This window comes from Streptomyces sp. NPDC053426, from assembly GCF_055585405.1.
Window position 1 is genome coordinate 58,969 of the sequence record NZ_JBVJKE010000004.1, and the last position, 25,253, is coordinate 84,221.

Consider the following 25,253-nt stretch of genomic DNA (forward strand, 5'->3'; position numbering starts at 1 on the left):
GCCGTGAGGCACCGCATACTGCTCCCGCTCGCCCTGACCGCCGCCCTGCTGACGGCGTGTTCGGATTCGGACACCGGGTCCGCCGCCTCGGAGACCCCCGAGGCCCCGGCCACCAGCCGCTCGGCCGACGGCGCGCCGTCGCCGCAGGAGGCCGCCGCCGGTGCGGAGGAGGTCCCCGCCGCCGCGCAGGCGTACGTCGACGCGGTGGCCGCCGAGGACCTGGACGCCCTGGTCGACGCCTTCCACCCGGACGCCCGGCTCATCGACGTCGGCCGGGAGTTCAACGGCCGGGACGAGATCCGGGACTGGGCCGACAACGAGGTGATCGGCGGGCGGCTCACCGTCCTGAAGAACACGCCCAAGCCGGGCGGCACCACCCTGCTCGTCCGCTTCGCCCCCGGCGGGACCGGCGGCTTCGAGGCCAACTACGAGTTCGACGTGCGCGACGGCCGTATCGCCGAGCTCAACCTGCAGTACGCCTGACCGGCGCCCCACCCCGTCATCGAGTCGAAGGAAGGGCTCACCCATGAGTACCGCCACCGCAACCGAGCCCGGCGCGCGGCGCAGCAGGCTCGCACTCGCCTCCCTGGGCCTGGGGGCGTTCGTCATCGGCACCGCCGAACTGGTCATCGTCGGTGTCCTCGGTCTGATCGCCGACGACCTGGACGTGTCCCTCAGCACGGCCGGACTGCTGGTCACCGCCTACGCCCTCGGCATCTCCATCGGCGGTCCGCTCATCACCGCGGCGACCATCCGCATGCCCCGGCGCGTCCTGCTGTGGTCCGCCCTCGGCGTGTTCGTCCTCGGCAACCTGGTGGCCGTCTTCGCCGGGGCGTTCGGGCTGCTGATCGTCGCCCGCGCGCTGTGCGGCGCGCTGCACGGCCTGTTCCTGGGCGCGGCCTCCGCGGTGGCGACCGGCCTGGTCGCCCCGGAGCACCGGGGGCAGGCCGTCGGCCTGGTCTTCGGCGGGATCTCCGTGTCGACCGTGCTCGGTGTCCCCCTCGGCACGCTGCTCGGGCAGGGGCTCGGCTGGCAGGCCACCTTCGCCGGTGTCGTCGTCCTGGGTGTCCTCGCGCTGGCCGCGATCCTGGCGTTCGTGCCGTCCGTGCACGGCAGCGGCTCCGGCGGCCTCGCCGCCCAGGCCCGGCACGCCTTCCACCCGCGGGTCCTGGCCATGCTGGCGGCCGGGGTGCTGCTGATGGGCTCGCAGTTCGTCGCCTTCACCTACCTCGCGCCCTTCCTGGAGGACGTCACCGGCATCTCCGGCGGCGCGGTGAGCGCGTTCCTGCTGGTCTTCGGTGTGTTCAGCGCGATCGGCACGATCGCCGGAGGGCGGTTCGCCGACATCAACGCCTCCATGACGCTCTTCGTCGGCAACCTGGTCCTGATCGTGGCGCTGCTCGGCCTGTACACCTTCGGCGGCAACGCCCTCCTCGTCGGCCTGGCCCTGGCCGGCTGGGGCATCGTCGGCTTCGGTGTCACCCCGTCGCTCCAGCTCCGGGTCATCTCGCTGGCCGGTGAGGGCGGTGACCTGGCGGCGACCCTGGGCGCCTCCGCGGCCAACGTCGGCGTCGCCTCCGGCGCGGCCGTCGGCGGCTGGGCGCTCGACGCCTACGGTGTCGCCGACGTGCCCCTGGTCGCCCTGATCGCGGCGGTGATCGCGCTGCCCGCCGTATGGGGCACCCGCTTCCTCAAGCTCCCCGAGGCCCCGGCCCCCGCCTCCGTCGCCGACCCGGCGGCCCCCGCGCCCGTCGCCGATCCGGCGGCCGGCGCGCCCCTGACCACCCGCGGTTGACCCCGGCGCCCACCTCGCCCCCGCGTCCCCCGGCGCGGGGGCCGGGTGGGCCCCGGCCCCGCCCGGCCCTGCGCCGTCCCTTCCGTTCCCACCGTGCCGAACCCCCTGGAGAGAGACCGTGACCGTGACCGACGCCGGCGGCCGGACCGTACGCGACGCAACGCTGGACGTGTTGCGCAAGCTGGGTCTGACGACCGTCTTCAGCAACCCGAGCCACAGTGAGATGAAGCTCTTCGAGAACTGGCTGGAGGGCGAGTTCCGGTTCGTGATGGGCCTGCAGGAGGCCGCCGTCGTCGGTATGGCCGACGGCTACGCCCAGGCCACCGGAGAGCCCGCGCTGGTGATCATCAACGGCGGGCCGGGCCTCGCCAACGCGATGGGCAGCGTCTACACCGCCGCGTCCGCGAAGACCCCGATGGTGATCCTCGGCGGGCAGCAGGCCCGCAAGATGCTGCTCGGCGAGCCCTTCCTGGTCGCCAAGGACGCCACCCAGCTCCCCAAGCCGTACATCAAGTGGGCCGGCGAGCCCGCGCGGCCGCAGGACGTCCCGGCGATGATCGCCCAGGCGTACCAGATCGCCCGGCAGGCGCCGCAGGGGCCGGTGTTCGTCTCCGTGCCCGAGGACGACTGGGTACGTCCCGCCGACCCCGAGCCGCTGCGCGTCGCGCGCGTGGAACGCGCCGTCGTCCCCGACCCGGCGGCGCTCGACCGGATCGCCGCGGCCCTCGACGGCGCCGAGCGGCCCGGCCTGATCGCGGGCGGCCCGGTGGACGCGCAGGGCGCCCGCGCCGACCTGATCGCCCTCGCCGAGAAGCTCAACGCGCGCGTGTGGGGCGCCCCGGTGTGGAACCGCGGCGCGTTCCCCGAGGACCACCCGCTGTTCGCCGGTGTGCTGCCGCCCATCCCCGAGCTGATCAACGAGCGGCTGGCCGCCCAGCACGACGTGGTCGTCGTCCTCGGCGGGCCGGCGTTCACCCTGTTCACGGCCTGGGACCTGTTCTCCACCGCACCGGCCGACCTGGACCGCAGCCCCCGCCCGACGCTCACCGCGGACGTGGAGTTCCTGCACGTCACCGACGACCCGCAGGCAGCCGCGGCCACCCTGGCCGACCGCGCCTTCATCGCCCCGCCCGGCGCGGTGGTCAAGGGGCTCGTACCGCTGGTGCGGCAGCGCCCCCGCGCCGAACTGACGCCGGTGCGCGAGCCGGTGGCGGTGCCGGAGGCGTCGTCCCCGCTCACCCAGGCGTACCTCTTCCACCTGCTGTCCAAGGAACTCCCCGACGACGCCGTACTGTTCGAGGAACTGCCCATCGCCCGCGCGGACTTCCACGAGCAGATCCCGCTCGGCGCCGGCAACGGCTACTTCGCCACCGCGAGCGGCGCCCTCGGCTTCCCGTTCGCCGGCGCCGTCGGCTACGCGCTCGCCCGCCCCGACCGCCGGGCCGTGGTCGTCGTCGGCGAGGGCTCGGCCCAGTACACGCTGCACTCCCTGTGGACCGCGGCGCGGCACAACCTGCCGGTCACCTACGTCATCCCCGACAACGCCGGCTACCTGTCCCTCAAGTACTACCTGCAGGACCAGAAGTCCTGGGAGGCGGGCTACGACCTCAGCGGCGTCGACATGGCGCAGATCGCCCGCGGCTTCGGCGTGCGCGGCGAGCGGATCGACTCGCCCGAGGGCCTGCGGGCGGCGCTGCGGGACGCCCTGCACGCGGACGGTCCGGTCCTGCTGGACGTCGTCGTCGACGACCCCGGCCTGTTCCGTCTCTGACCCATCCCCCTCATCCCTCGGGAGTCCTCATGACGACCACGGCCGAGACCGGTACGGCACCGGTCGGCGACCACCCGGAAGGCGCCGTCGTCCACCACCCGGCGGGCGCCGGCCCGGCCCTCTGGTTCGGTGACGCCATCTACACCTTCAAGGCGACCCGCGAGAACACCGGCGGCTCGCTGACCCTGGCCGAGGCCACCGTGCCGCCGGGCGGCGGACCGCCGCCGCACATCCACCCGCGGGCCGACGAGGCCTTCTACATCCTCAGCGGCACCATCGAGTTCCTGAACGGCGAGAAGACGTTCACCGCGGGCACCGGCGACTTCGTGTTCGTGCCGCGCGGGACCCGGCACCGCTTCCGCAACGTCGGCCTGCAGACCGCGCACATGCTCTTCATGTTCACCCCGGCCTACCTCGAGGAGTTCTTCACCGAGATAGGCCAGGAGGCGCGGGCCGGCGAGGCGCCCCTGCCGCTGACGCCCGAACAGAAGCAGATGATCGTGGACCTCGCACCGCTCCACGACCTCCAGCTGGCTCCCTGAGCCGCACCCCGGACGACGTACGAGAGGAAAGCCGGACGGCATGACAGAACAGGCCACCATGCGCGCCGCCGTCATCGAGGGCTTCGGCCCGGCCGACACCCTGCGGACGCGTGATCTGCCCGTGCCGGTCCCGGGCCGCGGAGAGGTCCTGGTACGGGTCCACGCGGCCGGGATCAACGCCATCGACTGGGCGACCCGTGCCGGGCACGGCGTCGGGGTGCCCGGTTTCCCCGCCGTGCTCGGCTGGGACCTCTCGGGCACGGTGGCCGCCACCGGCCCCGGCGCCGGACGGTTCGCCGTCGGCGACGCCGTCTTCGGCATGCCCCGCTTCCCCGGCCCGGCCGGCGCGTACGCCCAGTACGCCGTCGCACCCGAGGACGAACTCACCCGCACCCCACCGGAGCTCGGCCACACGGCGGCGGCCGCGGTGCCGATGGTCGCGCTCACCGCCTGGCAGACCCTCTTCGAGCACGGTGGTGTGCGCGCCGGGCAGCGGGTGCTGGTGCCCGGCGCGGCGGGCGGCGTGGGGCACGTCGCGGTGCAGCTCGCGGCGGACGCGGGCGCCGAGGTCATCGGCACCGCCTCGGCCCGCAACCGGGAGTTCGTCCGGGGCCTGGGCGCCGCGGACGTCATCAGCCACGACATGGTCCGCGAGGTGAAGGACGTCGACGTGGCCGTGGACCCGGTGGGCGGCGCGGAGTTCTTCCGGCTGCTCGACGTCGTCCGGCCGGGCGGGATCGTCGTCACGCTCAAGGGCGAGGGCCCCGAGCACCGCCAGGCCGCCGAACAGCACGGTGTGCGCGCCGGGTTCACGTATGTGCGTCCGGACGCCACGCTGCTCGGCGACCGGATCGTCCCGCTGCTGACGGCCGGGCGGCTGCGGCCCTCGGTGGAGCGGGTGTTCCGGCTCGACGAGGCGGCCGAGGCCCACGCGCTCGGCGAACAGGGCCATGTCCGCGGCCGGCTCGTCCTCGACACCGCCTGAACGCAAAGGAGACGCGATGATTCTCGTGACCGGGGCGACCGGGCACGTCGGCGGCGAACTGGTCGCCGCACTCGCCCGCGCCGGACGGCCGGTACGGGCACTGCTCCGCAAGCCCGCCGCCGCGGACGCGCTGCCGGACGGCGCCGAGTCCGCGGTCGGCGACCTGGACCGCCCCGCCTCCCTGCGGTCCGCGCTCGACGGGGCCCGCGGGCTGTTCCTGCTGCCCGGCTACGCGGACATGCCGGGCCTGCTCGCCGAGGCGCGGGCGGCCGGAGTGGAGCACGTGGTGCTGCTGTCCAGCATCGCCGCACCCGACGGCGACCTGGACAACGCCATCTCCCGCTTCATGATCCGCTCCGAGGAGGCGGTACGCGCCTCGGGCGTGTCCTGGACGATCCTGCGGCCCAGCGGCTTCATGTCCAACACCCTCCAGTGGACCGGGCAGTTGGCGGCCGGTGACGAGGTGCGGGAAGCCTTCCCCGACGTGTCCGTGGCGATGGTCGACCCGTACGACATCGCCGCCATCGCCGCCCGCGTGCTGCTCGACCCGGACCACTTCGGGCAGGCCCACGCGCTCAGCGGGCCCGAGGCGCTGCGGCCCGCCGACCGGGTCCGTGTCCTCGCCCGGGTCCTGGACCGTCCGCTGCGTTTCACCGGGCTGTCCGACGACGAGGCGCGGCGCACCATGGAGGGCTCGGTCCCGCAGGAGTACATCGACGCCTTCTTCCGCTACTACGCGGACGGCACCCTCGACGACTCGGTGGTGCGGCCGACCGTGCGCAACCTGCTGGGCAGGCGGCCGCGCACGTTCACCGAGTGGGCGACGGCCCACGCCGGCGCCTTCCGGCGCCCCGGCCCGTCCGCGTGACACCCGACACCGACCGACGACCGAAGACCGAAGGAGAGAGCGACATGAGCACCGTGGAGACCGTCCGGTTCAAGCTGACGCCCGGGACGGACGCCGAGGAGTTCGCCCGGCTCGACGAGAAGGTCGAGACCGGCTACATGGCCAAGCGGCCGGGTTTCCTCAGCCGGGAGGTGACCCGCAGCGAGGAGGGTGAGTTCCTGGTGATCGTGCACTGGGCCACCCCCGAGGACGCCGACGCGACGATGCAGGGCTTCTTCGGCGCGCCGGAGACACAGGACTTCCTGGCCGCCATCGACAAGTCGACGGTGGTCTCCGGGCGGTACGCGCGACTGAGCTGAACCCCGCCGACCACACCGCGAGGGCGCCGGACCCGCCGGCGCCCTCGCGGCCGTCGTGTGCCGGTCAGATCCCGGATATCCGGCCGATGTTGAACGGCAGGTCCAGCGTGGCGGAGCCGAACTGGCTGCGGACCACGTGGATCGAGCCGTCCTTGCGCACCATCGTGGTCGGGTGCTGGAGCGCCGGGTTGCCCAGCTGCTTCTCGACGACGGCGGCCGTGCCGTCGTGGGACAGGGTCAGCCTGCTGATCATGTCGGTGCCGAAGTGGGCGATCCACAGCTGGTCCTTCTCCAGCAGCAGCCCGTCCGCGGTGGCGAGGCCGGCACCGCCCTTCACCGCCACCTTGACCGCCCCGCCGGTGGCGGGGTCGAGGCGGAACAGGTCACCGGTGGCCATGTCCACGGTGATCAGGAAGCCGCCGGTGTGGTCGGACTCGATGCCGTTGAGCGTGATGGTGCCCTCGGCGTGCGGGGCGACCAGGGAGTTCAGGTCGAAGCCCGTGGACAGGGTGCGGTCGGCCCCGCCCGCGGACACGGCCTCGGCGATCTGCCAGGGCGTGATCCGGTAGACCAGCTGCCGCAGCGAGTCGGTGATGTAGGCCGTGCCGTCCGGGGTGAGGTCCAGGTCGTTGAGGACCGACTGGCCCGGGGTGGGCGTCACGAAGCGGGCCAGCCGGGCGCCGGTGGCCGTGTCGTACAGGGTGACGGCGTCCCGGTCGTTCACCCACAGCCTGCCCTGCTCGTCCACGTCGGTGCCCATGGCGGTGTCCCGGCCGTCGGTTCCCGCGGGGAGGAAGACCTGGGCCTGGGTCTGGCCCTGCGGGGCTCTGTAGACGGATCCGGTGGCGAAGGACGTGATGTAGGTGTCACCGGTCCGCGGGTCGAGGGCGACGCCCTCCGGGTAGACCTTGGTGCCGGGCAGCGTGATGGCGTCGGTCACGGTGAGCCCGCGGGCGGTCTCGGGTGCCGCGGCGGCGGGGCCGGCGGGGGACAGGGCGAGCAGCCCGGCCAGGGCCAGCCCGAAGGCCGCCAGCCGGCCCGGCTTGCGTGCGATGCGCATACGGATTCCTCTCGGAGACTCGGGAGGCGGCACCTGCGCCGAACCGCACGGCCGCCTCGGGTGCGAGGAACCTATGGCCGAACCCTTGCGGTGAAGCGGACCGGAAAACACCGCTACGGGCCGCCGCCGGCGCAAGTCACCAGGTGAGCCAGGGGAATCCGGCCGGCCGGGGCGGCCTGAATCCACCCGCAGAACCGGCCGACTTCCGTATGTCGCTCACGACGTTCCGAATGGTAGGAGACCTTCCGCTCTCCGCTCCCCGCGGACAGTCGCGCCGCCGCCCGGGAGCCGATCCCGCTCACCGGCGCTCACCGGGTGCCGCTGCGCCCACCCTCCCCCACTCTCGGCTCCGCTCGAGCGGGAGGTGCCCCCATCGCCCCAGCGGCACGACTGCCCGCAGCTACGACGTTCCCGCGGGCAGTCGTGCCTCCCCCAGTGCCTTAAGGGCCTGGGAGGTACCCCCAGCGGCACGGGTGGGCGCGACGGCACCCCGTCGGCGCCGGGCCGCGCGACACCCCCCGCTCCACCCCCAGAAGCTCAGTCCACCGCCGCCACCGGCTCCCGCGACGCCCGACCCCCCGCCGGCGCCTCCTCCGCCCCACGCCCCAACACCCGCCCGGCCAACGGCTCCACAAAACGCGCGGCCAACGGCCCGATGACCACCAGCAACAGCACGTACGCCGTCGCCAACGGCCCGAGCGCGGGCTCGACGCCCGCGGACACCGCGAGCCCCGCGATGACGATCGAGAACTCCCCGCGCGCCACCAGCGCCCCGCCCGCCCGCCACCGCGCCCGCTCCCCGACCCCGGCCCGCCGCGCCGCCCAGTACCCGGTCGCCACCTTCGTCGCGACGGTCACCACGACCAGCGCCAGCGCCGGCAGCAGCACCGGCGGCATGGTCGCGGGATTCGTGCTCAGCCCGAAGAAGACGAAGAACACCGCGGCGAACAGGTCCCGCAGCGGCATCAGCAGATGGTGGGTGTGTTCGGCGACCTCCCCGGACAGCGCGATGCCGACCAGGAACGCCCCCACCGCCGCCGACACCTGCAGCCGCTGCGCCACACCCGCGACCAGCAGGGTCAGACCCAGCACCACCAGCAGCAGCTTCTCCGGGTCGTCGCTGGAGATGAACCGGGAGATCACCCTGCCGTAGCGGACCGCGACCAGCAGGACCGTGCCGACCGCGGCGAGCGCGACGGCGAGGGTGAGCCCGCCCGCGGCCCAGCCCGCGCCGGCCAGTATCGCGGTGAGGATCGGCAGGTAGACGGCCATCGCCAGGTCCTCCAGCACCAGCACGCTGAGGATCACCGGCGTCTCCCGGTTGCCGAGCCGCCCGAGGTCCCCGAGCACCTTGGCGATCACCCCGGACGACGACACCCAGGTGACGCCGGCGAGGACCACGGCCGCCACCGGGCCCCAGCCCAGCAGCAGCGCCGCCGCCGCGCCCGGCAGGGCGTTCAGCAGGAAGTCGACCGCCCCGGCGGGGGCGTGCACCTTCAGATGCCCCACGAGATCGCCCGCGGAGTACTCGAGACCCAGCAGGAGCAGCAGCAGGACGACGCCGATCTCGGCACCGACCTGGATGAACTCCTCGCTGCCGCCCAGCGGGATCAGCCCGCCGTGCCCGAAGGCGAGCCCGGCGAGCAGGTACAGCGGGATGGGCGACAGACGCATCCGTACGGCGAACCGGCCCAGCAGGCCGAGCGCCAGCACGACGGCGCCGAACTCCATCAGAAACACGGCCGAGTGCACGTCATCACGCCCGATCGAGGATGTCGTGCGCGCCGTCGACGCCCTCCCGGGTGCCGATCACGATCACCGTGTCGCCGCCGCGCAGCCGGAACTCGGGACCCGGTGAGGGGATGGCGTGCGCCCGGCGCATCACGGCGACGATGGACGCCCCGGTGCGGGTGCGCATCTGCGTCTCGCCCAGCGTGCGCCCGTTCCAGTGCGAGGTGCCGGTGATGGTGACCCGTTCCGCGAGCAGCCCGAAGTCGCTGGTGTGCAGCAGGTTGGGGCTGTTGTGGTTCGGCAGCAGGGCGTCGGTGAGGGACAGGGCCTCGGCGCCGGTCAGTCTCATCGACAGGGCGCAGGAGTCGGGGTCGTCGTCGTGGTGGACGTTGAGGGTGCGGGCGCCGTCGCGGTGGGCGATGACGGACAGGGTGTCGTGCCGCCGGGTGGTGAGCTCGTACTGCACCCCGATCCCCGGCAGCGGGGTGGTCCTCAGACGTGGAGCAGGCACGGTCGTCACTCCTTCTGATCGCTCGCGGGATTCGAAGCGGGATTCGAAGCTGGATTCAAAGGGGCCGCAGCCAGACCGCCCCCAGGGGCGGCAGCGTGATCTCGGCGCTCGCCGGGAAGCCGTGCAGCGGCCGCTCCACGGCGCGGACCGGATCGCGCCGGACCACCCCGCTGCCGCCGTAGGCGGTGTCGTCGGTGTTGAGCACCTCGGTCCAGTCACCGGCGTGCGGCAGCGCGATCCGGTGGCCGTGGCGGACGGTGGGCTGGAAGTGGAAGACGCAGACCAGGAGTTCGCCCGAGTCGCCGTGACGGACGAAGGAGTACACGTTGTCCTGCGCCGCGTCGGCGTCGATCCAGCGGAACCCCTCCGGCCGGGTGTCCCGGCTCCACAGCGCGGGGTCGCCGAGATAGACCCGGTTCAGATCGCGCACCAGGTCGCGCACCCCGGCGTGCGCGCCGTGCCGGAGCAGCGACCAGTCCGGGCCGTGGTCGTGGGACCACTCGGTGTCCTGGGCGAACTCCTGGCCCATGAACAGCAGTTGCTTGCCGGGGAAGGCCCACATGAAGGCCAGGTAGGCGCGCAGGTCGGCCAGTTGCCGCCAGCGGTCCCCGGGCATCTTCGTCAGCAGTGAGCCCTTGCCGTGCACCACCTCGTCGTGCGAGACGGGCAGCAGATGGTTCTCGGCGTACGCGTAGACCATCGCGAAGGTCATCGCGTGGTGGTGGTACTGCCGGTGCACGGGATCCTGGGCCATGTACGACAGGGAGTCGTGCATCCAGCCCATGTTCCACTTCAGGTGGAAGCCGAGCCCGCCCTCGTCGGTGCGCCGGGTCACCCCGTCCCACGCCGTGGACTCCTCGGCGATGGTCACCGCGCCGGGGCAGCGGCGTGCCACCGTGGCGTTGACCTCCTGGAGGAACTCCACCGCCTCCAGGTGCTCCCGGCCGCCGTAGGCGTTGGGCAGCCACTGGCCCTCGGGGCGCGAGTAGTCCAGGTAGAGCATCGAGGCGACGGCGTCCACGCGCAGCCCGTCGACGTGGAACTCCTCGCACCAGTACAGGGCGTTGGCGACCAGGAAGTTGCGCACCTCGGCCCGTCCGTAGTCGAAGACGAGGGTGCCCCAGTCGGGGTGCTCGCCCCGGCGCGGGTCGGGGTGCTCGTACAGCGGGGTGCCGTCGAAGCGGGCCAGCGCCCAGTCGTCCCGGGGGAAGTGGGCCGGCACCCAGTCGACGATGACGCCGACGCCGGCCTGGTGGAGCGCGTCCACCAGGTACCGGAAGTCGTCGGGGGAGCCGAGGCGGGAGGAGGGCGCGTAGTAGGAGGTGACCTGGTAGCCCCAGGAGCCGCCGAAGGGGTGCTCGGCGACCGGCAGGAACTCCACGTGGGTGAAGCCCAGCGCCTTGACGTACGCGGGCAGTTCGCGGGCGAGCTGCCGGTAGCCGAGGCCGGGCCGCCAGGAGCCGAGGTGCAGCTCGTACACGCTCATCGGCTCCCGGTGCACCGCCGACGCGGCGCGCCGCGCCATCCAGTCGGCGTCGCCCCAGCGGTGGCGGGAGTCGTGGACGAGGGACGCGGTGCCGGGCGCGGCCTCGGCGTGCGCGGCCAGCGGGTCGGCCTTGAGGAACCGGCGTCCGTCCGGGGCGAGGATCTCGTACTTGTAGCGGCAGCCCTCGCCGACGCCCGGCACGAACAGCTCCCACACCCCGCTGGCGCCGAGCGAGCGCATCGGGTGCGCGCGGCCGTCCCACACGTTGAAGTCGCCGACCAGCCGTACGGCGCGGGCGTTCGGCGCCCACACGGCGAACGACGTGCCGCTCACCGGCCCCCAGCCGCTGTCGTGGGTGCGGACCCGGGCGCCGAGCACGCGCCACAGCTCCTCGTGCCGGCCCTCCCGGATCAGGTGCAGGTCCAGCTCGCCGAGCGTGGGCAGGAAGCGGTACGGGTCGTCGTACGTGTGGACGTGCCCGCCGTAGTCGACGGAGAGCCGGTGGTCGGGGACGGCGGGCACCGGCAGCAGACCGGAGAAGACGCCCTCGCCCTCGTGCCGCAGCTCCAGCAGCGTGCCGCCCGAGGGGTCGGTGACCGTCACGGCGCGGGCGAGCGGACGCAGCACCCGGAACAGCACACCGCCCTCGACCGGGCGCGGGCCGAGCAGGGCGTGCGGGTCGCTGGTCTCGCCGGTGACGAGGCGTTTGCGGGCGGTGGCGGGCAGGGCCGGTGCGTGGGGTGCGGTGGTCACGGCTGCGGGTTCCCGTCGGTGAGGATGTGGGCCACGTGCTGCTGCGGGTCGAGGCGTACGTAGTTGTCCCGGCCCCACTGCCAGGTCGCGCCGGACAGCGCGTCGTACACCGCGAAGGTGTCGGAGCGGTCCAGGCCGAGGGCGGGCAGGTCCAGGGAGACCGTCGCCTCGCGCACCCCGTGCGGATCGAGGTTGAGGACGACCAGGACCCAGTCGGTGTCGTCGCGCTTGGAGAAGCAGACGACGGCGTCGTCGTCGGTGTGGTGGAAGCGCAGGTTGCGCAACTGGCGCAGGGCGGGGTGGGTGCGGCGCAGGGTGTTCAGGGTGCGTACCAGCGGGGCCAGGGAGTCGCCGGCCGCCTCGTGCGCCTCCCAGTCGCGCGGCCGGTACTGGTACTTCTCCGAGTGCAGGTACTCCTCGCTGCCCGGACCGGCCGGCACGTTCTCGTACAGCTCGTACCCGGCGTACATGCCCCAGGAGGGTCCGGCCGTGGCGGCCAGGACGGCCCGCGCCGCGAACGCCGGACGGCCGCCGTACTGGAGGTAGGCGTGCAGGATGTCGGGGGTGTTCACGAAGAGGTTCGGGCGCAGGTACGCGGCCTGCTCCTCCCCGCCGAGCCCGGCCAGCTCCGACAGGTAGGACTCCACCTCGTCCTTGGAGTTGCGCCAGGTGAAGTACGTGTACGACTGGTGGAACCCGATCCGGGCCAGGGTGTGCAGCATCGCCGGGCGGGTGAACGCCTCGGCGAGGAACAGCACGTCGGGGTCGGTGGCGTGCACGGCGTCGATCAGCCGCTCCCAGAAGCCGACCGGTTTGGTGTGCGGGTTGTCGACGCGGAAGATCCGCACCCCGTGCGCCATCCAGTGCCGCAGGATCCGCAGGCACTCCTCGTGCAGCCCGTCGGGGTCGGTGTCGAAGTCGAGGGGATAGATGTCCTGGTACTTCTTGGGAGGGTTCTCGGCGTACGCGACGGAGCCGTCCACGCGGCGGTGGAACCACTCGGGGTGCTCGGTGACCCACGGGTGGTCCGGGGAGCACTGCAGGGCGAAGTCCAGGGCGACCTCCAGGCCCAGTTCGCCGGCCCGGCCCACGAAGTGGTCGAAGTCGTCGAGGGTGCCCAGGTCCGGGTGGACGGCGTCGTGCCCGCCGTCGGCGGAGCCGATCGCCCACGGCGAGCCGGGGTCGTACGGGCCCGCGACGAGCGTGTTGCCGGCTCCTTTGCGGTGGGTGGTGCCGATGGGGTGCACCGGGGGCAGGTACACCACGTCGAAGCCCATGTCGGCGACCGCCTCCAGCCGTTTGGCGGCGGTGCGCAGGGTGCCGGAGCGCGGCGGTTCGGCCGCCGTGCCGGTGCCGGGGGCGGCGGGCAGCAGGGCGCCCTCGGAGCGCGGGAACAGCTCGTACCAGGCGCCGTACAGGGCCCGCTCCCGGTCCACCCGCAGCGGGAACTCGTGGGAGCGGGTGACCAGTTCGCGCAGCGGGCGGGCGTTCAGCAGGGCCGTCACCACCGGGTCGCAGGCGGCGGCGAGCCGCTTCTCGGGGGCCGTCCGGGTGTCCCGCAGGGTGTGCGCGGCGGTGGTCAGCGGGACGCGTTCGCGGGCGGTGAAGGCGTCGGCGGCGCGCTCCAGCAGCAGCGCCCCCTCCTGGAACACCAGCTCCACGTCGACGCCGGCCGGGACCTTGAGGTCGGCGGTGCGCCGCCAGGTCGCGACCGGGTCGGACCAGGCCTCCACCCGGAACGTCCAGTCGCCCTCCCGGTCGGCGCGCACTCCGGCCGCGTACCGGTCGGTGCCGGGGGCGAGCAGCCGCATCGGGGTCCACTCGCCCTCGGTGCCGTCGGGGCCGGTCAGCACGACGTTCGCGGCGACCGCGTCGTGGCCCTCGCGGAACACGGTCGCCGACACCTCGAAGACCTCGCCCGGCACGGCGCGCACGGGCCGGCGTCCGCCGTCGGCCACGGGCCGCACGTCCACCACGGGGATGCGTCCCACGGACGGCGCGAACCGCCCTGCGGCGGGCTTCTCCTGCATCACATGCCTCTTCCTCGCACCCGGGTGCGGTCGCTTGGAGCGGTGGTCAGCGGCGGATCGCGGTGGTGCCGTTGCTGACGTCCGAGATGATCCGGCGGTAGCCCGCCACCACGGGGTGGTGCGGGTAGGCGGTGCAGAACAGCCGCTCCCCGGCGAGCGAGACCATCTCCGGGGCGTACGGCAGGACGGCCGACACGCGGGTGGCGTAGGCCTGTTCGACCTCTTCGTGCAGCCGGTCGTGGACCGTGCCGCCCGGCGCCATGTTCACGGCCACGGCCAGCCGGGCGACACCGAGCCGGTTCGCGAGCGACACGGTCTCCCGGGCGCCGGCCAGGTCGAGCCGGTCCGCGCGGGTCACCACCACCAGGGCGTCCGAGCCGGCGATCGCCGTCACCGTCTCGTTGTTGAACCCGGCGTGGGTGTCGAGCAGCAGCACGTCCAGGGCGAGGGAGTCGATGAGCCGGTCGAAGCCCTCCCGCAGCAGCCCCACGTCGTATCCGCGGCCGAGGATCTCGGCCGCCGCCGCGGACCTGCTGCGGGCCGGCACCAGGAAGAAGCCGTCGTGTCCGGCGTCCGTGCCCGCGGGGTACACCGCGTCCTCGATCTCGCAGCGGCCGATCAGGTAGTCGCTCAGGGAGCGGCGCGGCCGTGTGTCCGTGCGGCCGAACATCACGTCCAGGGCGGGTGTGTGGATGTCGGTGTCCACCAGCGCCACCCGGTGGCCCGAGGCCGCCAGCAGCAGCCCGAGGTTGGCGGCCGTGCTCGACTTGCCGGTGCCTCCCCGATAGGAGTGCACGGTGATGATCTGCGACATGGTCTCCACCGGTTGCTGAGGGGTCGGATCCGCCGGCGCGGCGGCTGGTCAGGCGGCGGGTGCTCCGGGCGGGTTCCAGTGGACGGCCATCATGGTGATGTCGTCGGACTGCTCGGCCCGGCCCACGAACTCGCTGAGCGCGCCGTCCATGTGGTCGAGGAGTTCCTCGCCCCGCACCGCGGCCTCGCCGAGCTGCCCGACCATCTGCTCCTCGCCGAAGAACTCGCCGTCGGCGGAGCGGGCCTCGGTGACCCCGTCGGTGTAGATGAAGAGCGTGTCGCCGGGGCCGATGCGGGCGTAGCCCAGGGAGAAGTCGACGTCCGGGATGACCCCGACGGCGGGCCCGGTGGGCTCCAGCAGGACCGGTTCGCCGCCGTCGGCGCTGAGCAGCACGGGCGGGTTGTGGCCGCCGTTGATGTAGACCAGGTTGCCGGTCGCGGGGTCGAGGACGGCGAAGAACATGGTGGCGAAGTAGCCCTGTCTGATGTGGTTGCGGGTCAGGTAGTTGTTGGTGCCCGCGACCGCGTTCAGCAGGGGGGTCGCCCCCACCACCGGGATGGCGCGGCTGTGTTCCGCCCAGCCGGCCTCCTCGCCCATCAGCTCGGCGGCGATCAGGCTCTGCAGCCCGCTCTGTTCGGCGGTGTGCCGCAGCAGCGAGCGGATCAGGGCCATGAACAGCGCGGCCCCGACGCCCTTGTCGCAGACGTCGGCGACGACCAGCGCGAGCCGGCGCCGGTTGACGATCTCGAACACGTCGTAGAAGTCGCCGGCGACCGTACGGGCGGGCCGGAACCGTACGTGGATCTCCCAGTCCTTCGGGCTGGGCAGGGAGTCGGGCAGGAAGCCGAGCTGGATCTCCCGGCCGATCTCCAGCTCCCGTTCGTAGCTGAGCAGTTCCGCGTGCGCGGCGACGTCCTCCATGGTCCGGCTGAACTGGGCCCGTTCGTGGCAGTCCCGCAGCCGGGCCCGTACCAGGTCGGGGTGGAAGGGCGGGGCGAGGTAGTCGGCGCCCGCGGTCACATGGTGGTCGAGCAGGTGCAGGTCGTGTTCCGCGAACGCCACCACCGAGGGACGCTGCCCCTCGTCGTCGAGTCTGCGGGCCACGGACCGTACGGTGTGCGGGGCCAGCTCCGCGGACGCCAGCAGCACCGTCACCTCGGGCAGCCGCCCCGGCGGGGCGGCCAGCACCTCGCCGGGGCTGTGCACGTGCACCTCGGCGCCCACGTGGTCCAGGGCGTCGCGCAGCCCCGGGGGCATGCCGCGCCGCTCGTCCAGCACCAGCACCTTCGTCTGCGCCATCTCCGCCTCGTCTACTCCGTCGGCTCGTCGCTGGCGTCCGTGCCGCCCGGTGGGCGTGGCTCGGCACGGCGCAGCATCACGAGGGTGCTCACGTTGCGGCCCGCGACCAGGTCGTACGCGAAGCCGTCCACCGCGGTGAACGCGAGATAGACGCCCAGGCCCCCGATCCGCCGCTCGGCGAGCGGCTGGTCCAGGGCGGGCGGTCGCAGGCCCTGCCGGGGGTCGAAGGCGGGCGCGTCGTCCTGGAAGCGGACCCACACCTGGTCGGGGTCGATCCCGCCGTCCACCGTGATCTCGCCGGGGGCTCCCCGGTAGCCGTGCATGACGATGTTGGTCGTCAGCTCGTCCGCGGCCAGCCGCAGCCGGTACAGGGCGCCGGCGGGCAGTGCGGCGCGTTCCCCCAGGTCGAGGACGAACGTCGCCACCCGGTCCAGGGCGCCCAGTGCCGCCGGGATCCTGATCACGGCCGTCGCGGGGTCGGTGGCGACGCGGAAGCCGCCGGGGGGCGGCGCGCCGTGCGCGACCCCGGTGGAGGCCGGCCCGTAGTCGATCGCCATGACGGTGCCCGCCCCCTCACGCGTCGACGAGGCTGATGCTGTGGTCGAAGCCGGCCAGGCGGATCGTCCGGGCGACCGGTTCGGGCGCGCCGACGACGGCGATCCGCACCTCGTCGCCCATCTTCTGGCGGGCGAAGACCAGGGAGCGCAGGCCCGCGCTGGACAGGTAGGAGAGGTGCGCGGCGTGGATCACCAGCTCGATCGCGCCCGCCGTGGCGGCCTCGTCGACGGTGTCGTGGAAGCGGCCGGCGGCCGCCGCGTCGAGTTCGCCGGTCAGCTCGATGACGGCGATCCGTTCGTTGATCCTGAGCCTGATGTCGAAGGACACGGTGGCCCCTTCCTTCTGCGTCGCGGTGCGGGACGGTCGGGTGGTACGGCGGTCAGCGGGGGTCCGCTGCCCGGCCCACCAGGACCACCGCGGAGTGCGGTCCCAGGTGGTAGCGGCCGGGGTGTTCCAGCGGCGTCTCGGCGCCCAGCGGCCGGGCGGCGGTCATCGTCGTGTCGGCGAAGAGGTGCCAGGCGTCGCCGGGCGGCAGGTGCGGCAGTTCCAGGTCGTGGCCCTCCCAGTGGGCGTTGACCGCGATGTACACGTGGTCGTCGCGCACGGTGCCGTCCTTGGCGTGCCGGCCGCAGCGCATCAGGGCCAGGGTCCGGGAGTGCTCCGACCAGTCCGGCGACCAGGCGCGTACGCCGTGCCAGCTGATGTCCGGGTAGCCGCTGCCCACCCGGTCGGCGCCGATCGGGTGGCCGGCGCTGCGCAGCACCGGGTGGGCGTGCCGGAAGGCGATCAACGACCTGGTGAAGTCGAGGAGTTCGCGTTCTGCGGTGGGGCCCTCGACGAGTCCCCAGTCGAACCAGGAGAGTTCGTTGTCCTGGCAGTAGGTGTTGTTGTTGCCGAGCTGGGTGCGGCCGGCCTCGTCGCCGGCCAGCAGCATCGGCACGCCCTGGCTGGTGAGCAGGATCGTCAGCATGTTCTTCATCTGCCGCGTCCGCAGTTCGCGCACGTGCGCGGAGGCGCTGGGGCCCTCCTCGCCGCAGTTCCAGCTGTGGTTGTCGTCGGCGCCGTCGTTGTTGTCCTCGCCGTTGGCCTCGTTGTGCTTGCCGTTGTACGAGACCAGGTCGTTGAGGGTGAATCCGTCGTGCGCGGTGACGAAGTTGACGGAGGCGGACGAGGTGCGGCCCTGGTACAGGTCGGGGGAGCCCGCCATCCGGGTCGCCAGCTCCCCGACGAGACCGGCGTCGCCCTTGACGAACCGCCGCACCGTGTCACGGAACTGGCCGTTCCACTCCGACCAGCGGCCGTAGTTGGGGAAGTGGCCCACCTGGTAGAGGCCGGCCGCGTCCCAGGCCTCGGCGATCAGCTTGGTGTGCCGCAGCACCGGGTCGTACGCGAGCTGTTCCAGCAGCGGCGGGTTGGGCAGCGGCGTACCGTCCGGGGCGCGGTCGAGGATCGCCGCGAGGTCGAACCGGAAGCCGTCGATGTGGTACTCGGAGACCCAGTAGCGCAGACAGGACAGCACGAAGTCGCGCACCACCGGGTGGTTGCAGTTGACCGTGTTCCCGGTGCCGCTGAAGTTGTAGTACTCGCCGCGCGGCGTGAGCATGTAGTACGTGGCGTTGTCGAGGCCGCGGAACGAGATCGTCGGCCCCTGCTCGTTGCCCTCGGCGGTGTGGTTGAACACCACGTCCAGGACGATCTCGATGCCGGCCCGGTGCAGCTCCCGCACGAGCGACTTGAACTCGTCGGCCTGCATCCCGAAACGGCCCGTGGCCGCGTAGCCGGCCTTCGGCGCGAAGAACGAGACGGTGTTGTAGCCCCAGTAGTTGTGCAGCCGTTCCCCGGTGCGCGGGTCGGTGCGCGGGTTGTCCAGCTCGTCGAACTCGAAGACCGGCAGCAGCTCCACGCAGTTGACGCCGAGCTCCCGCAGGTACGGGATCTTCTCCCGCAGTCCCGCGTACGTGCCGGGCGCCGACACCCCCGAGGAGGGGTGCCGGGTGAAGCCGCGCACGTGCGTCTCGTAGATGACGAGGTCCTCGGTGGGGATGCCCGGCGAGGTGTCGTCGCCCCAGTCGAAGTCGTCGTCGGGGATCCGCGCCCGGTAGGGGTAGACGTCGTCCCAGTCGGGTTCCGCGCCCCACACGTCACGGCCCGACACCAGCCGGGCGTACGGGTCGCTGAGCACCTTGGAGGCGTCGAACCGGTCGCCGGCGGCAGGGTCGAAGGGGCCGTCGGCGCGGAATCCGTACTCCAGGTTCTCGGCGTCCAGGCCGAACACCGTCATCGCGTACACGCTGCCCACCCGGAACTCGGGCGGGAACGGCAGCTCGGCGGTGGGCTCCTTCGCGCCGCGCTCGAAGAGCACCAGGCTCATCGCGGTGGCGCGGTCGGAGTACACGGAGAAGGTGATCCCGCCGGGCACCCGGTGGGCGCCGTACGGGAAGGGCCGCCCCGCGCGCACCCGGTAGCCGTGGATCCGGCGCGTCGGAAAGCCGTCGACGCGCTCGCGCAGCTCCTCGACGGTCATCGGCCCGCACGTTCCAGCGCGTCGTCGAGGTCGTCGGTGACCTCGAAGAAGTCCAGGAAGCCGGTCGCGGACATCACGAACCGCACCTCCTCGGAGAGGCCGACCAGGGTCACCCGGGCCCGTACCTGCTGGGCCCGGCGGTGCACGATGAGCAGCGTGCGCAGGCCGGCGCTGGAGATGTAGCTGACGCCGCTCAGGTCGATCAGGACCTTGCCCTCCTGGCCGATGAACGGCAGGAGCTGGGCCTGCAGCCCGCCGGAGGTGGTGGAGTTGATCTCCCCCTCCAGGGCGACCACGCAGGCCGCGCCTTCCGTCCGGGACGTGAGTTTGACGGTCATCCCGTCACCTCCGTGGGGGAGCCGGGGGCGAGGCGGACCTTGACCTTGACGCGGCCCGAGGTCTCGGGCAGGCGCACGGTCAGGGCCTCGGCGTCGAAGTCGGTGTGCGGCTCGCCGTCGATCTCCACGCTCTCGACGCGGACCGAGCCGGCCGGCAGCAGGTCGGGCGCCACCCGCAGCAGCCGGTCCGGCAGCACCGCCGGGTCGGGCTTGAACCAGAAGTCCATCGCCCGGCCGTCGATCAGCAGGTTGTTGTAGACGGCGGCGAGGTAGCACAGCTCGGCCGCGTGGTACATCGACATCGAGTGGCTGCCCTTGAGGCGTTCCACGCCGAGCAGGTACGGCAGGCCGTTGGCCAGGGTGTTGAAGTAGACGGCGCCCTCGTCGTGGTCGAGGAAGAAGGCGTTGTAGAACGACTGGGCGTCGCGGGCCTCGGTGCGGAACTCCGCGCGGCCCGTGACGCCGTGCAGGATCAGGTAGGCCAGGATCGCCTGCTCCTGCTGCCACCACGCCTTGCGGTCGTGCCAGGCGAAGCGGAAGACGTCCTCCCCGTCCGCCTTCAGCCGCTCGACCACGTCGTACCAGCCGCCGCGCCGGCGGTCGCTGCCGACCGCGGGCATGGTCTCGCCGATGCCGGTGGCCAGCTCCAGGTAGCGGGCCTTGGGACGCAGCGAGTGCATCCGCATCAGGTTCCAGGCGATCTTCAGGTTGTGGCCGACGACCGCGCGGTTCTGCTGCCAGCCGTGGGTGGTGTCGTGCGACCAGTCACGGTGGAAACGTTCCTGCACGAAGGGGCTGTGCTCGGGGTCGGGGAACCGCTCGACGATGGTGTCGAAGGTGTACTCCAGCATGTCGGCGTAGGACTTCTCACCGGTCGCCAGGTACAGGTTGATCAGGTACGCCGGGGCGTGGTCGCCCACGGAGTTCCAGTTCTTGCGGGACTGGTTGGGGCCCAGCGAGTCGTGCCCCGGGTCCAGCAGGATCGGATCGATGTGCGAGAAGTAGCCGCCGTGCTCCGGGTCGAGGTAGAAGCGGTCGAACAGCCGGAGCGTGGCGTCCGCGTCGGCCTTGATCCGCGGGTCGCCGGTGACCCGGTAGGTCTGCACCGGGCCGGCCAGCGCGTAGATCTGCTCGTAGGCCGGCAGCGCGTCGTAGTCGTCGGAGAACTCCGAGGTGAACAGCTTGGTCTCGGTGTCGCCGTCGACCTTCAGGCCGTGGTACCAGTACACGACGTTCTCGTCGGTGTCGACGAAGCGCATGTGGGCGCGCAGGTACTCGGTGCCGCGCTCGGCGACCTCCAGGTACTCGTCCTCACCGGTGAGCAGGAACGCCGAGGCCATGCCGTACACCAGCCGGGAGATGGTGTCGGTCTCCTGGACGTGGCTCGCGGTCTTGTCGCCGCCGAGGCGTATCTCGGTGCGGTAGGCGGTGAAGTCGACGGGTCCGTCGCCGAACTGGGCCCGCCGGTAGAACGCGGCGATCTCCCGGATCTGCCGGATCCACCAGCCGCTCTCCTCGAAGCGGTAGTCGTCGGTGTCCCGCCCGACGAAGATCAGCCGCTTCGCCTCGAACCGCAGGCCGCCGCCCTTCGGGTAGAAGACGCCGTACGCCAGCAGGAAGCGGCCTGGGGTCAGCAGGTCGTCGATGTGTCCCGAGGCGTCCTGGTAGGGCTCGCCCAGGTTGTGCAGCAGCTCCGCGGCCGGGCCGCCGTCGAGGGACATCGTGACGGCCTGCCCGTCGGCGGTGGCCAGGGTGGCCTCGCGGGAGGCCGCGTCGAAGCCGGTGACCCGGCCGGCGACGGTGTCGGAGAAGGTGAAGTCGGGGGTGCCGGGATTGCCGGTCATGTCTCACGCACCTCGCAGCACGAGTTCGTCGATGATGGTCCTGGCGAACAGATGGCAGTGGTCGCCGGTGCGCGCGGTCACCAGGTCGCCGTCGACGACGACGTCCTGGTCCACGTAGTTGGCGCCCATGTTGCGCACGTCGCCGATGAGGTTGTTGTGGCAGACGACCTTGCGGCCGCGGACCACGTAGGGGATCGACGAGGCCAGCCACATGCCGTGGCAGATGATCCCCTTGACGACCCCGGAGCGGGCGAACGCCCGCCGCAGCAGGTCGGTCGCGGGCGCGAGCCGCTCGATGTCCTCGGTGTAGCGCAGCCGGTCGGCGACCATGCCGGACGGCACGATCAGCGCGCTGTACTCGCGCAGCCGGCGGTCGTCGAGGTCCTCCAGGCTGCCGGTCACGGTCAGCGGCGCCCGGTACTCGTGACCGGTGAAGGTGATCGCCTTGTTGCCCCACAGCCGGGTGAGGAAGTCGACCCGGGCGCCCTCCTCGGCGAACCGGCGCTGGTAGTAGGCGATCTCGGGCTCGTAGAAGTCGCTCTCGGCCAGGACCGCGATGCGGCGGCCGGAGAGCACCCCGTCGCGGGACGGTGTTCCGGACATGGCTCAGGCCCCCTCGACGGTGCGCAGGTCGACCAGGAACGGCTTGTCGTCGGCGAGCATCCGCTTGACCGCGTACGGCACCTGCTCCGCCTCGTCGACCCGCACCGCGTCCACGCCGAAGCCGCGGGCGAGCTCGGTGAACCCCAGCTCCGGGCGGGACAGGTCGAAGGGCGACGGGTGGGAGTGCAGGGGGACGCCGCGCTCGCGCCAGTACTGCTCGATGTTCAGGTCCAGCAGCTTGTAGCTGCGGTTGTTGCAGATCACGAACTTGGCGCCGACGTCGTGTCGGACGGCCGTGTACAGGGCCTGGAAGGTGTACATCGACCCTCCGTCCCCGGTGAAGCCGATCACCGTCTTGTCGGGGTGGGCCAGCTTGATGCCGATGGCGCCCGGGATGCCGACGCCGAGCGAGCCGCCGCGGGTGGAGAACCAGTGGCCGGGGAGCCGGCCGGGCAGATGGGCGTTGAGCGGCCCGGCCGCGGTCAGCGCCTCGTCGAACACCATCAGGTCCTCGGGGGCCCGGTCGGCCAGTTCCCGCAGGAACGCCGAGAGCAGGGTGCCGTCGTCGGCCGGCCGCTCCGGTTGCTCGCCGCGGCGCAGCTCCAGGTGGCGGGCGGCGCGCAGCCGGTCGACGTCGGAGAGGCTGTCCTCCAGCTTCTCGGACAGCGCGGCCAGCGTGGCCTTCGGGTCGGCGACCAGCCCCAGGGTGACCGGGTGGTTCTTGGCGATCTCGTAGCCGTCGAGATCGATGTGCACGATCCGCGCGTCCGCACGGAACGGGCTGCCGGTGTTCGGGAACACCTCGGGGAAGACGTACGTCCCCACGATCAGCACCGCGTCGGCGTCCTTCACCTTCTCGGTGCTGACCTCGCCGAACATATGGCCCAACTGCCCGCGGTAGAGCGGGTGCCGGGCGTCCAGGTTGACCTCGGAGAAGTCCACGCCCCACACATCGGCGCCCAACTGCTCCGCCACCCGCGCCAGTTCCTCCTGGCCGCCGGACGCCGAGACGCCGTCGCCCACCAGGACGAGCGGGTGCTCGGCGCCCGACAGCAGCCGCGCGGCCCGCTCCACGAGCGAGGGCACGGGCAGCGACTCGGTGCTCAGGAAGGTGCTCGGGACCACCGGTTCACCGTTGACCGCGTCCAGCACGTCCAGCGGGAGGGCGACGAAGACCGGGCCGCGCGGCGGCGTCATCGCCGTCTTCATGGCACGGCGCAGCACCCGCAGCACCGAGCCCGGATCGGTCACCCGGGTCGCGTACTTGGTCACCGGCTCGGCCATGGCGACCAGGTCGGCCGCCATCTGCGCGTCCATCGCGTCGTACTTGACGCCCGCCTCACCGGCGATGACGACGAGCGGCGAGTGACCGCGCTTCGCCTGGTAGAGCATGCCGACGGCGTTGCCGAGGCCGACGCCGCTGTGCAGCTGGAGCAGGGCGGGGCGGCCGGTCGCGCGGGCGTAGCCGTCCGCGATGCCGGCGGCGACCGTCTCCTGGAGCGTCAGGACGTACTGGAGCTCGTCGTAGTTCTCCAACGCGTCCAGGAAACCCTGCTCGACCGTTCCCGGATTTCCGAACATGTAAGGAATTCCATCGGCGATGAACTGCTCGATGATCGCCGCATTGCCCTGCCTGGCCATGTCTCTTCCTTTTCTCGCTGAGACTCCTGAGAATTCTGGGAATCCTGAGACGCCGGTGGGTTCTTCCGGCCGTCACCAGCCGTAGCGGCGGAGCCCGTCCTCGAGAACCTCGACGATCTTCTCGCCGGTCAGATAGGAATCCGGCGTGGAACGGCCCGTGATGAACGGGTAGTCCACGATGACCGAGGTCTCCTTGCCGAAGTTCCCGTGGTAGCGGCCGTCGGGGCCGGTGGCGTCGCGCAGGATGTACTCCAGCGGGTACGGCGGCGGGCCCATCACGAAGTCGGTGCCCAGGAAGCCGGTGCCGTCCTTGTAGTCGTACTCCTTGCAGTGCCCGGTGACGTGCTTGCCCCAGATGATCGACTTGCGGTCCTCCCAGTCGCGGGCGAACGCGAGCGGGGTGACGCCGTAGCACTCGGCCGCGATCGGCTTGCCGGCGCGCAGGAAGGCCAGGATCAGCTCGTGCACCCGCTCGTTGTTGGCGAGGTCCACGATCGGTCCCGAACCGCCCACGATCAGCAGGGCGTCGTACTCCTCCAGCTCCTCCGCCACCACGTCGACCGCGCGGTGGTACGCCTCCAGCTTGCGCAGGTAGTCGTCGTCGGCGGTGTACGGACGCTCCGGCAGCCAGGCCGAGAGGTCGACCGGGTCGTCCAGCCGGTCGGAGGCGTCGATCTCCTGGGTGAGCCGGGCGACCTTCTCCGAGGTCACCGAGCGGCCCAGCGGCGGATCGAGGTACCCGGGGTCCATCGACGGCGGCAGCGCGTGCGCGCGCTTGCCGGTCGGGGTGGCGAACACGACCTCGTAGCCCTGCCGGTCGAAGTGGTGCAGCGGCCCGACGAGCTCCTCGCCCCAGTAGCCGTACTCCGACAGAATCACGAGGATCTTCCTGGCGTTCCTTCTGGCCACGCCTGCTCCTTCGGTAATCGGTGCGGGGTCGGTGGCCGGGCGCCGTCTCGGAAGGGGCCGGCGCCACGGCCACCTGAACGGGGGGATCAGCGGGCCTCGGGGCCGATGATCCAGTTCTCCTTCGCGGCGAGCGAGAAGACGTACTTCGGGTCCGTGATCTCGTCCCGTGCCGCCTTGACCCGCTCGGTGAAGTGGGGCGAGCTCAAGGCCTGCTGGAGCGCCTCGACGTCGTCGAACCAGAGCTGCTCGACGGAGTCGAAGGCCGCCTCGCCGAAGACGTAGGCGCCGTCCACGGTGTGCGCGTGCAGGTAGCGGCGCAGGCCGGGGACGTCGCGGACCTCGGAGGCGTAGCCGTCCAGGCTCCGCTTGCGGTAGTCGTCCAGGTCGAGACCGGGGCGGCGCTTCATCAGCACGGTGAGCTTGACCCAGTCCCGGTCGCGGCCCGGCCCCGGACCGGGCACGATCTCGTGCGCGGTGGTGTCGACCACGATCGTCAGCCAGAACGCCGCCCAGTTGGGCTCGTCCAGCCGCGCGCCGTTCAGGAACTCGTCGGTCTGCAGCGAGGCGAGCTGCTCCTCGCCGTTGGCCAGCCAGATCTCGGCGATGCCCTGGTGGGGGAGGGCCGGCGAGCCGAGGTTGCCCTCGATGTCGACGACGGTGTCGACCATGTACTTCCGGATCTGCGGAATCTTCGCCGCGTACCGCACGGCGTGCACATTCACCCAGTAGTCCTGGAATTCCTGTGCCGTCATACCCGGCTTGGGTGCGGCCAGAATGAACTGGTGGATCATCGAATTGTCTCCTGTTCCACGCCGGTCCGGACTCGTGAAATCGTGTCAATGGGGGCCGTCGG

23 protein-coding genes are annotated in these 25,253 nt (G+C 72.2%); 7 read left to right on the forward strand and 16 right to left on the reverse strand.

What is annotated here, in order from left to right:
• The first annotated feature begins 3 nt into the window (after positions 1-3).
• The 7 genes from ACZ62B_RS09705 (at position 4) to ACZ62B_RS09735 (ending at position 6,299) form a co-directional block, all read left to right on the forward strand.
• On the forward strand, positions 4-483 hold the full coding sequence (locus ACZ62B_RS09705) for a nuclear transport factor 2 family protein (RefSeq protein WP_468882077.1): 480 nt from the start codon (positions 4-6) through the stop codon (positions 481-483).
• A gap of 43 nt (positions 484-526) precedes the next feature.
• A complete protein-coding gene (locus tag ACZ62B_RS09710; RefSeq protein WP_344565967.1) occupies positions 527-1,795 on the forward strand; it encodes an MFS transporter in 1,269 nt (422 codons plus the stop codon).
• Positions 1,796-1,913: 118 nt separating this feature from the next.
• Complete coding sequence (mdlC, locus tag ACZ62B_RS09715; protein ID WP_344565971.1) at positions 1,914-3,566, forward strand: benzoylformate decarboxylase; 1,653 nt, start codon at positions 1,914-1,916, stop codon at positions 3,564-3,566.
• A gap of 29 nt (positions 3,567-3,595) precedes the next feature.
• Positions 3,596-4,108, forward strand: coding sequence for a cupin domain-containing protein (locus ACZ62B_RS09720; protein WP_344565973.1), 513 nt, complete (start codon positions 3,596-3,598; stop codon positions 4,106-4,108).
• 40 nt (positions 4,109-4,148) lie between these two features.
• Complete coding sequence (locus ACZ62B_RS09725) at positions 4,149-5,093, forward strand: NADP-dependent oxidoreductase (protein ID WP_344565975.1); 945 nt, start codon at positions 4,149-4,151, stop codon at positions 5,091-5,093.
• Between the two features lie 16 nt (positions 5,094-5,109).
• The gene (locus ACZ62B_RS09730) at positions 5,110-5,961 is read left to right on the forward strand and encodes an NAD(P)H-binding protein (RefSeq protein WP_469689684.1); all 852 of its coding nucleotides are present in this window, start codon (positions 5,110-5,112) and stop codon (positions 5,959-5,961) included.
• Positions 5,962-6,005: 44 nt separating this feature from the next.
• Entirely contained in the window at positions 6,006-6,299 is a 294-nt protein-coding gene (locus ACZ62B_RS09735) for an antibiotic biosynthesis monooxygenase family protein (RefSeq protein WP_143203827.1), read from the forward strand.
• Between the two features lie 64 nt (positions 6,300-6,363).
• On the opposite strand, the gene ACZ62B_RS09740 is transcribed toward ACZ62B_RS09735, so the two are convergent.
• From ACZ62B_RS09740 to ACZ62B_RS09815, 16 genes are all read right to left on the reverse strand, one after another.
• On the reverse strand, positions 6,364-7,359 hold the full coding sequence (locus ACZ62B_RS09740; protein WP_469689686.1) for an SMP-30/gluconolactonase/LRE family protein: 996 nt from the start codon (positions 7,357-7,359) through the stop codon (positions 6,364-6,366).
• A gap of 537 nt (positions 7,360-7,896) precedes the next feature.
• The gene (locus ACZ62B_RS09745; protein WP_344565981.1) at positions 7,897-9,111 is read right to left on the reverse strand and encodes a cation:proton antiporter; all 1,215 of its coding nucleotides are present in this window, start codon (positions 9,109-9,111) and stop codon (positions 7,897-7,899) included.
• Positions 9,112-9,115: 4 nt separating this feature from the next.
• Positions 9,116-9,601 carry a cation:proton antiporter regulatory subunit gene (locus tag ACZ62B_RS09750; protein WP_344565982.1) on the reverse strand — a complete coding sequence of 162 codons (486 nt, stop codon included), beginning with the start codon at positions 9,599-9,601 and terminating at the stop codon, positions 9,116-9,118.
• A 55-nt stretch (positions 9,602-9,656) separates the two neighbouring features.
• A complete protein-coding gene (gene glgB, locus ACZ62B_RS09755) occupies positions 9,657-11,840 on the reverse strand; it encodes a 1,4-alpha-glucan branching protein GlgB (protein ID WP_468882068.1) in 2,184 nt (727 codons plus the stop codon).
• Positions 11,837-13,870: an alpha-1,4-glucan--maltose-1-phosphate maltosyltransferase gene (locus ACZ62B_RS09760; protein ID WP_469689690.1), complete on the reverse strand. Its 2,034-nt coding sequence runs from the start codon at positions 13,868-13,870 to the stop codon at positions 11,837-11,839. The genes glgB and ACZ62B_RS09760 overlap by 4 nt, the downstream gene beginning before the upstream one ends.
• Before the next feature lie 46 nt (positions 13,871-13,916).
• On the reverse strand, positions 13,917-14,684 hold the full coding sequence (locus tag ACZ62B_RS09765; protein WP_073933058.1) for a MinD/ParA family ATP-binding protein: 768 nt from the start codon (positions 14,682-14,684) through the stop codon (positions 13,917-13,919).
• A gap of 48 nt (positions 14,685-14,732) precedes the next feature.
• Entirely contained in the window at positions 14,733-15,983 is a 1,251-nt protein-coding gene (locus ACZ62B_RS09770; protein WP_344565989.1) for a PP2C family protein-serine/threonine phosphatase, read from the reverse strand.
• A gap of 11 nt (positions 15,984-15,994) precedes the next feature.
• Positions 15,995-16,540: an ATP-binding protein gene (locus ACZ62B_RS09775; RefSeq protein ID WP_344565991.1), complete on the reverse strand. Its 546-nt coding sequence runs from the start codon at positions 16,538-16,540 to the stop codon at positions 15,995-15,997.
• Between the two features lie 16 nt (positions 16,541-16,556).
• Positions 16,557-16,868, reverse strand: coding sequence for an STAS domain-containing protein (locus ACZ62B_RS09780; protein ID WP_073932973.1), 312 nt, complete (start codon positions 16,866-16,868; stop codon positions 16,557-16,559).
• 52 nt (positions 16,869-16,920) lie between these two features.
• Positions 16,921-19,065 (reverse strand): glycogen debranching protein GlgX, encoded by a 2,145-nt coding sequence (glgX, locus tag ACZ62B_RS09785; RefSeq protein WP_468882061.1) that lies wholly within the window; start codon positions 19,063-19,065, stop codon positions 16,921-16,923.
• Positions 19,062-19,403: an STAS domain-containing protein gene (locus ACZ62B_RS09790; protein WP_085571321.1), complete on the reverse strand. Its 342-nt coding sequence runs from the start codon at positions 19,401-19,403 to the stop codon at positions 19,062-19,064. Before ACZ62B_RS09790 ends, glgX begins: the two co-directional genes overlap by 4 nt.
• Entirely contained in the window at positions 19,400-21,247 is a 1,848-nt protein-coding gene (locus ACZ62B_RS09795) for an AGE family epimerase/isomerase (protein ID WP_344565996.1), read from the reverse strand. The genes ACZ62B_RS09790 and ACZ62B_RS09795 overlap by 4 nt, the downstream gene beginning before the upstream one ends.
• 3 nt (positions 21,248-21,250) lie before the next feature.
• Complete coding sequence (locus ACZ62B_RS09800) at positions 21,251-21,850, reverse strand: DJ-1/PfpI family protein (RefSeq protein ID WP_073932969.1); 600 nt, start codon at positions 21,848-21,850, stop codon at positions 21,251-21,253.
• A gap of 3 nt (positions 21,851-21,853) precedes the next feature.
• Complete coding sequence (locus ACZ62B_RS09805; RefSeq protein WP_344565998.1) at positions 21,854-23,491, reverse strand: thiamine pyrophosphate-binding protein; 1,638 nt, start codon at positions 23,489-23,491, stop codon at positions 21,854-21,856.
• 72 nt (positions 23,492-23,563) lie between these two features.
• Positions 23,564-24,400, reverse strand: a complete 837-nt coding sequence (locus ACZ62B_RS09810) for a type 1 glutamine amidotransferase domain-containing protein (protein WP_344566000.1) — start codon at positions 24,398-24,400, stop codon at positions 23,564-23,566.
• 86 nt (positions 24,401-24,486) lie between these two features.
• Positions 24,487-25,191 (reverse strand): EthD domain-containing protein, encoded by a 705-nt coding sequence (locus ACZ62B_RS09815; RefSeq protein ID WP_344566002.1) that lies wholly within the window; start codon positions 25,189-25,191, stop codon positions 24,487-24,489.
• Between the last annotated feature and the right edge of the window lie 62 nt (positions 25,192-25,253).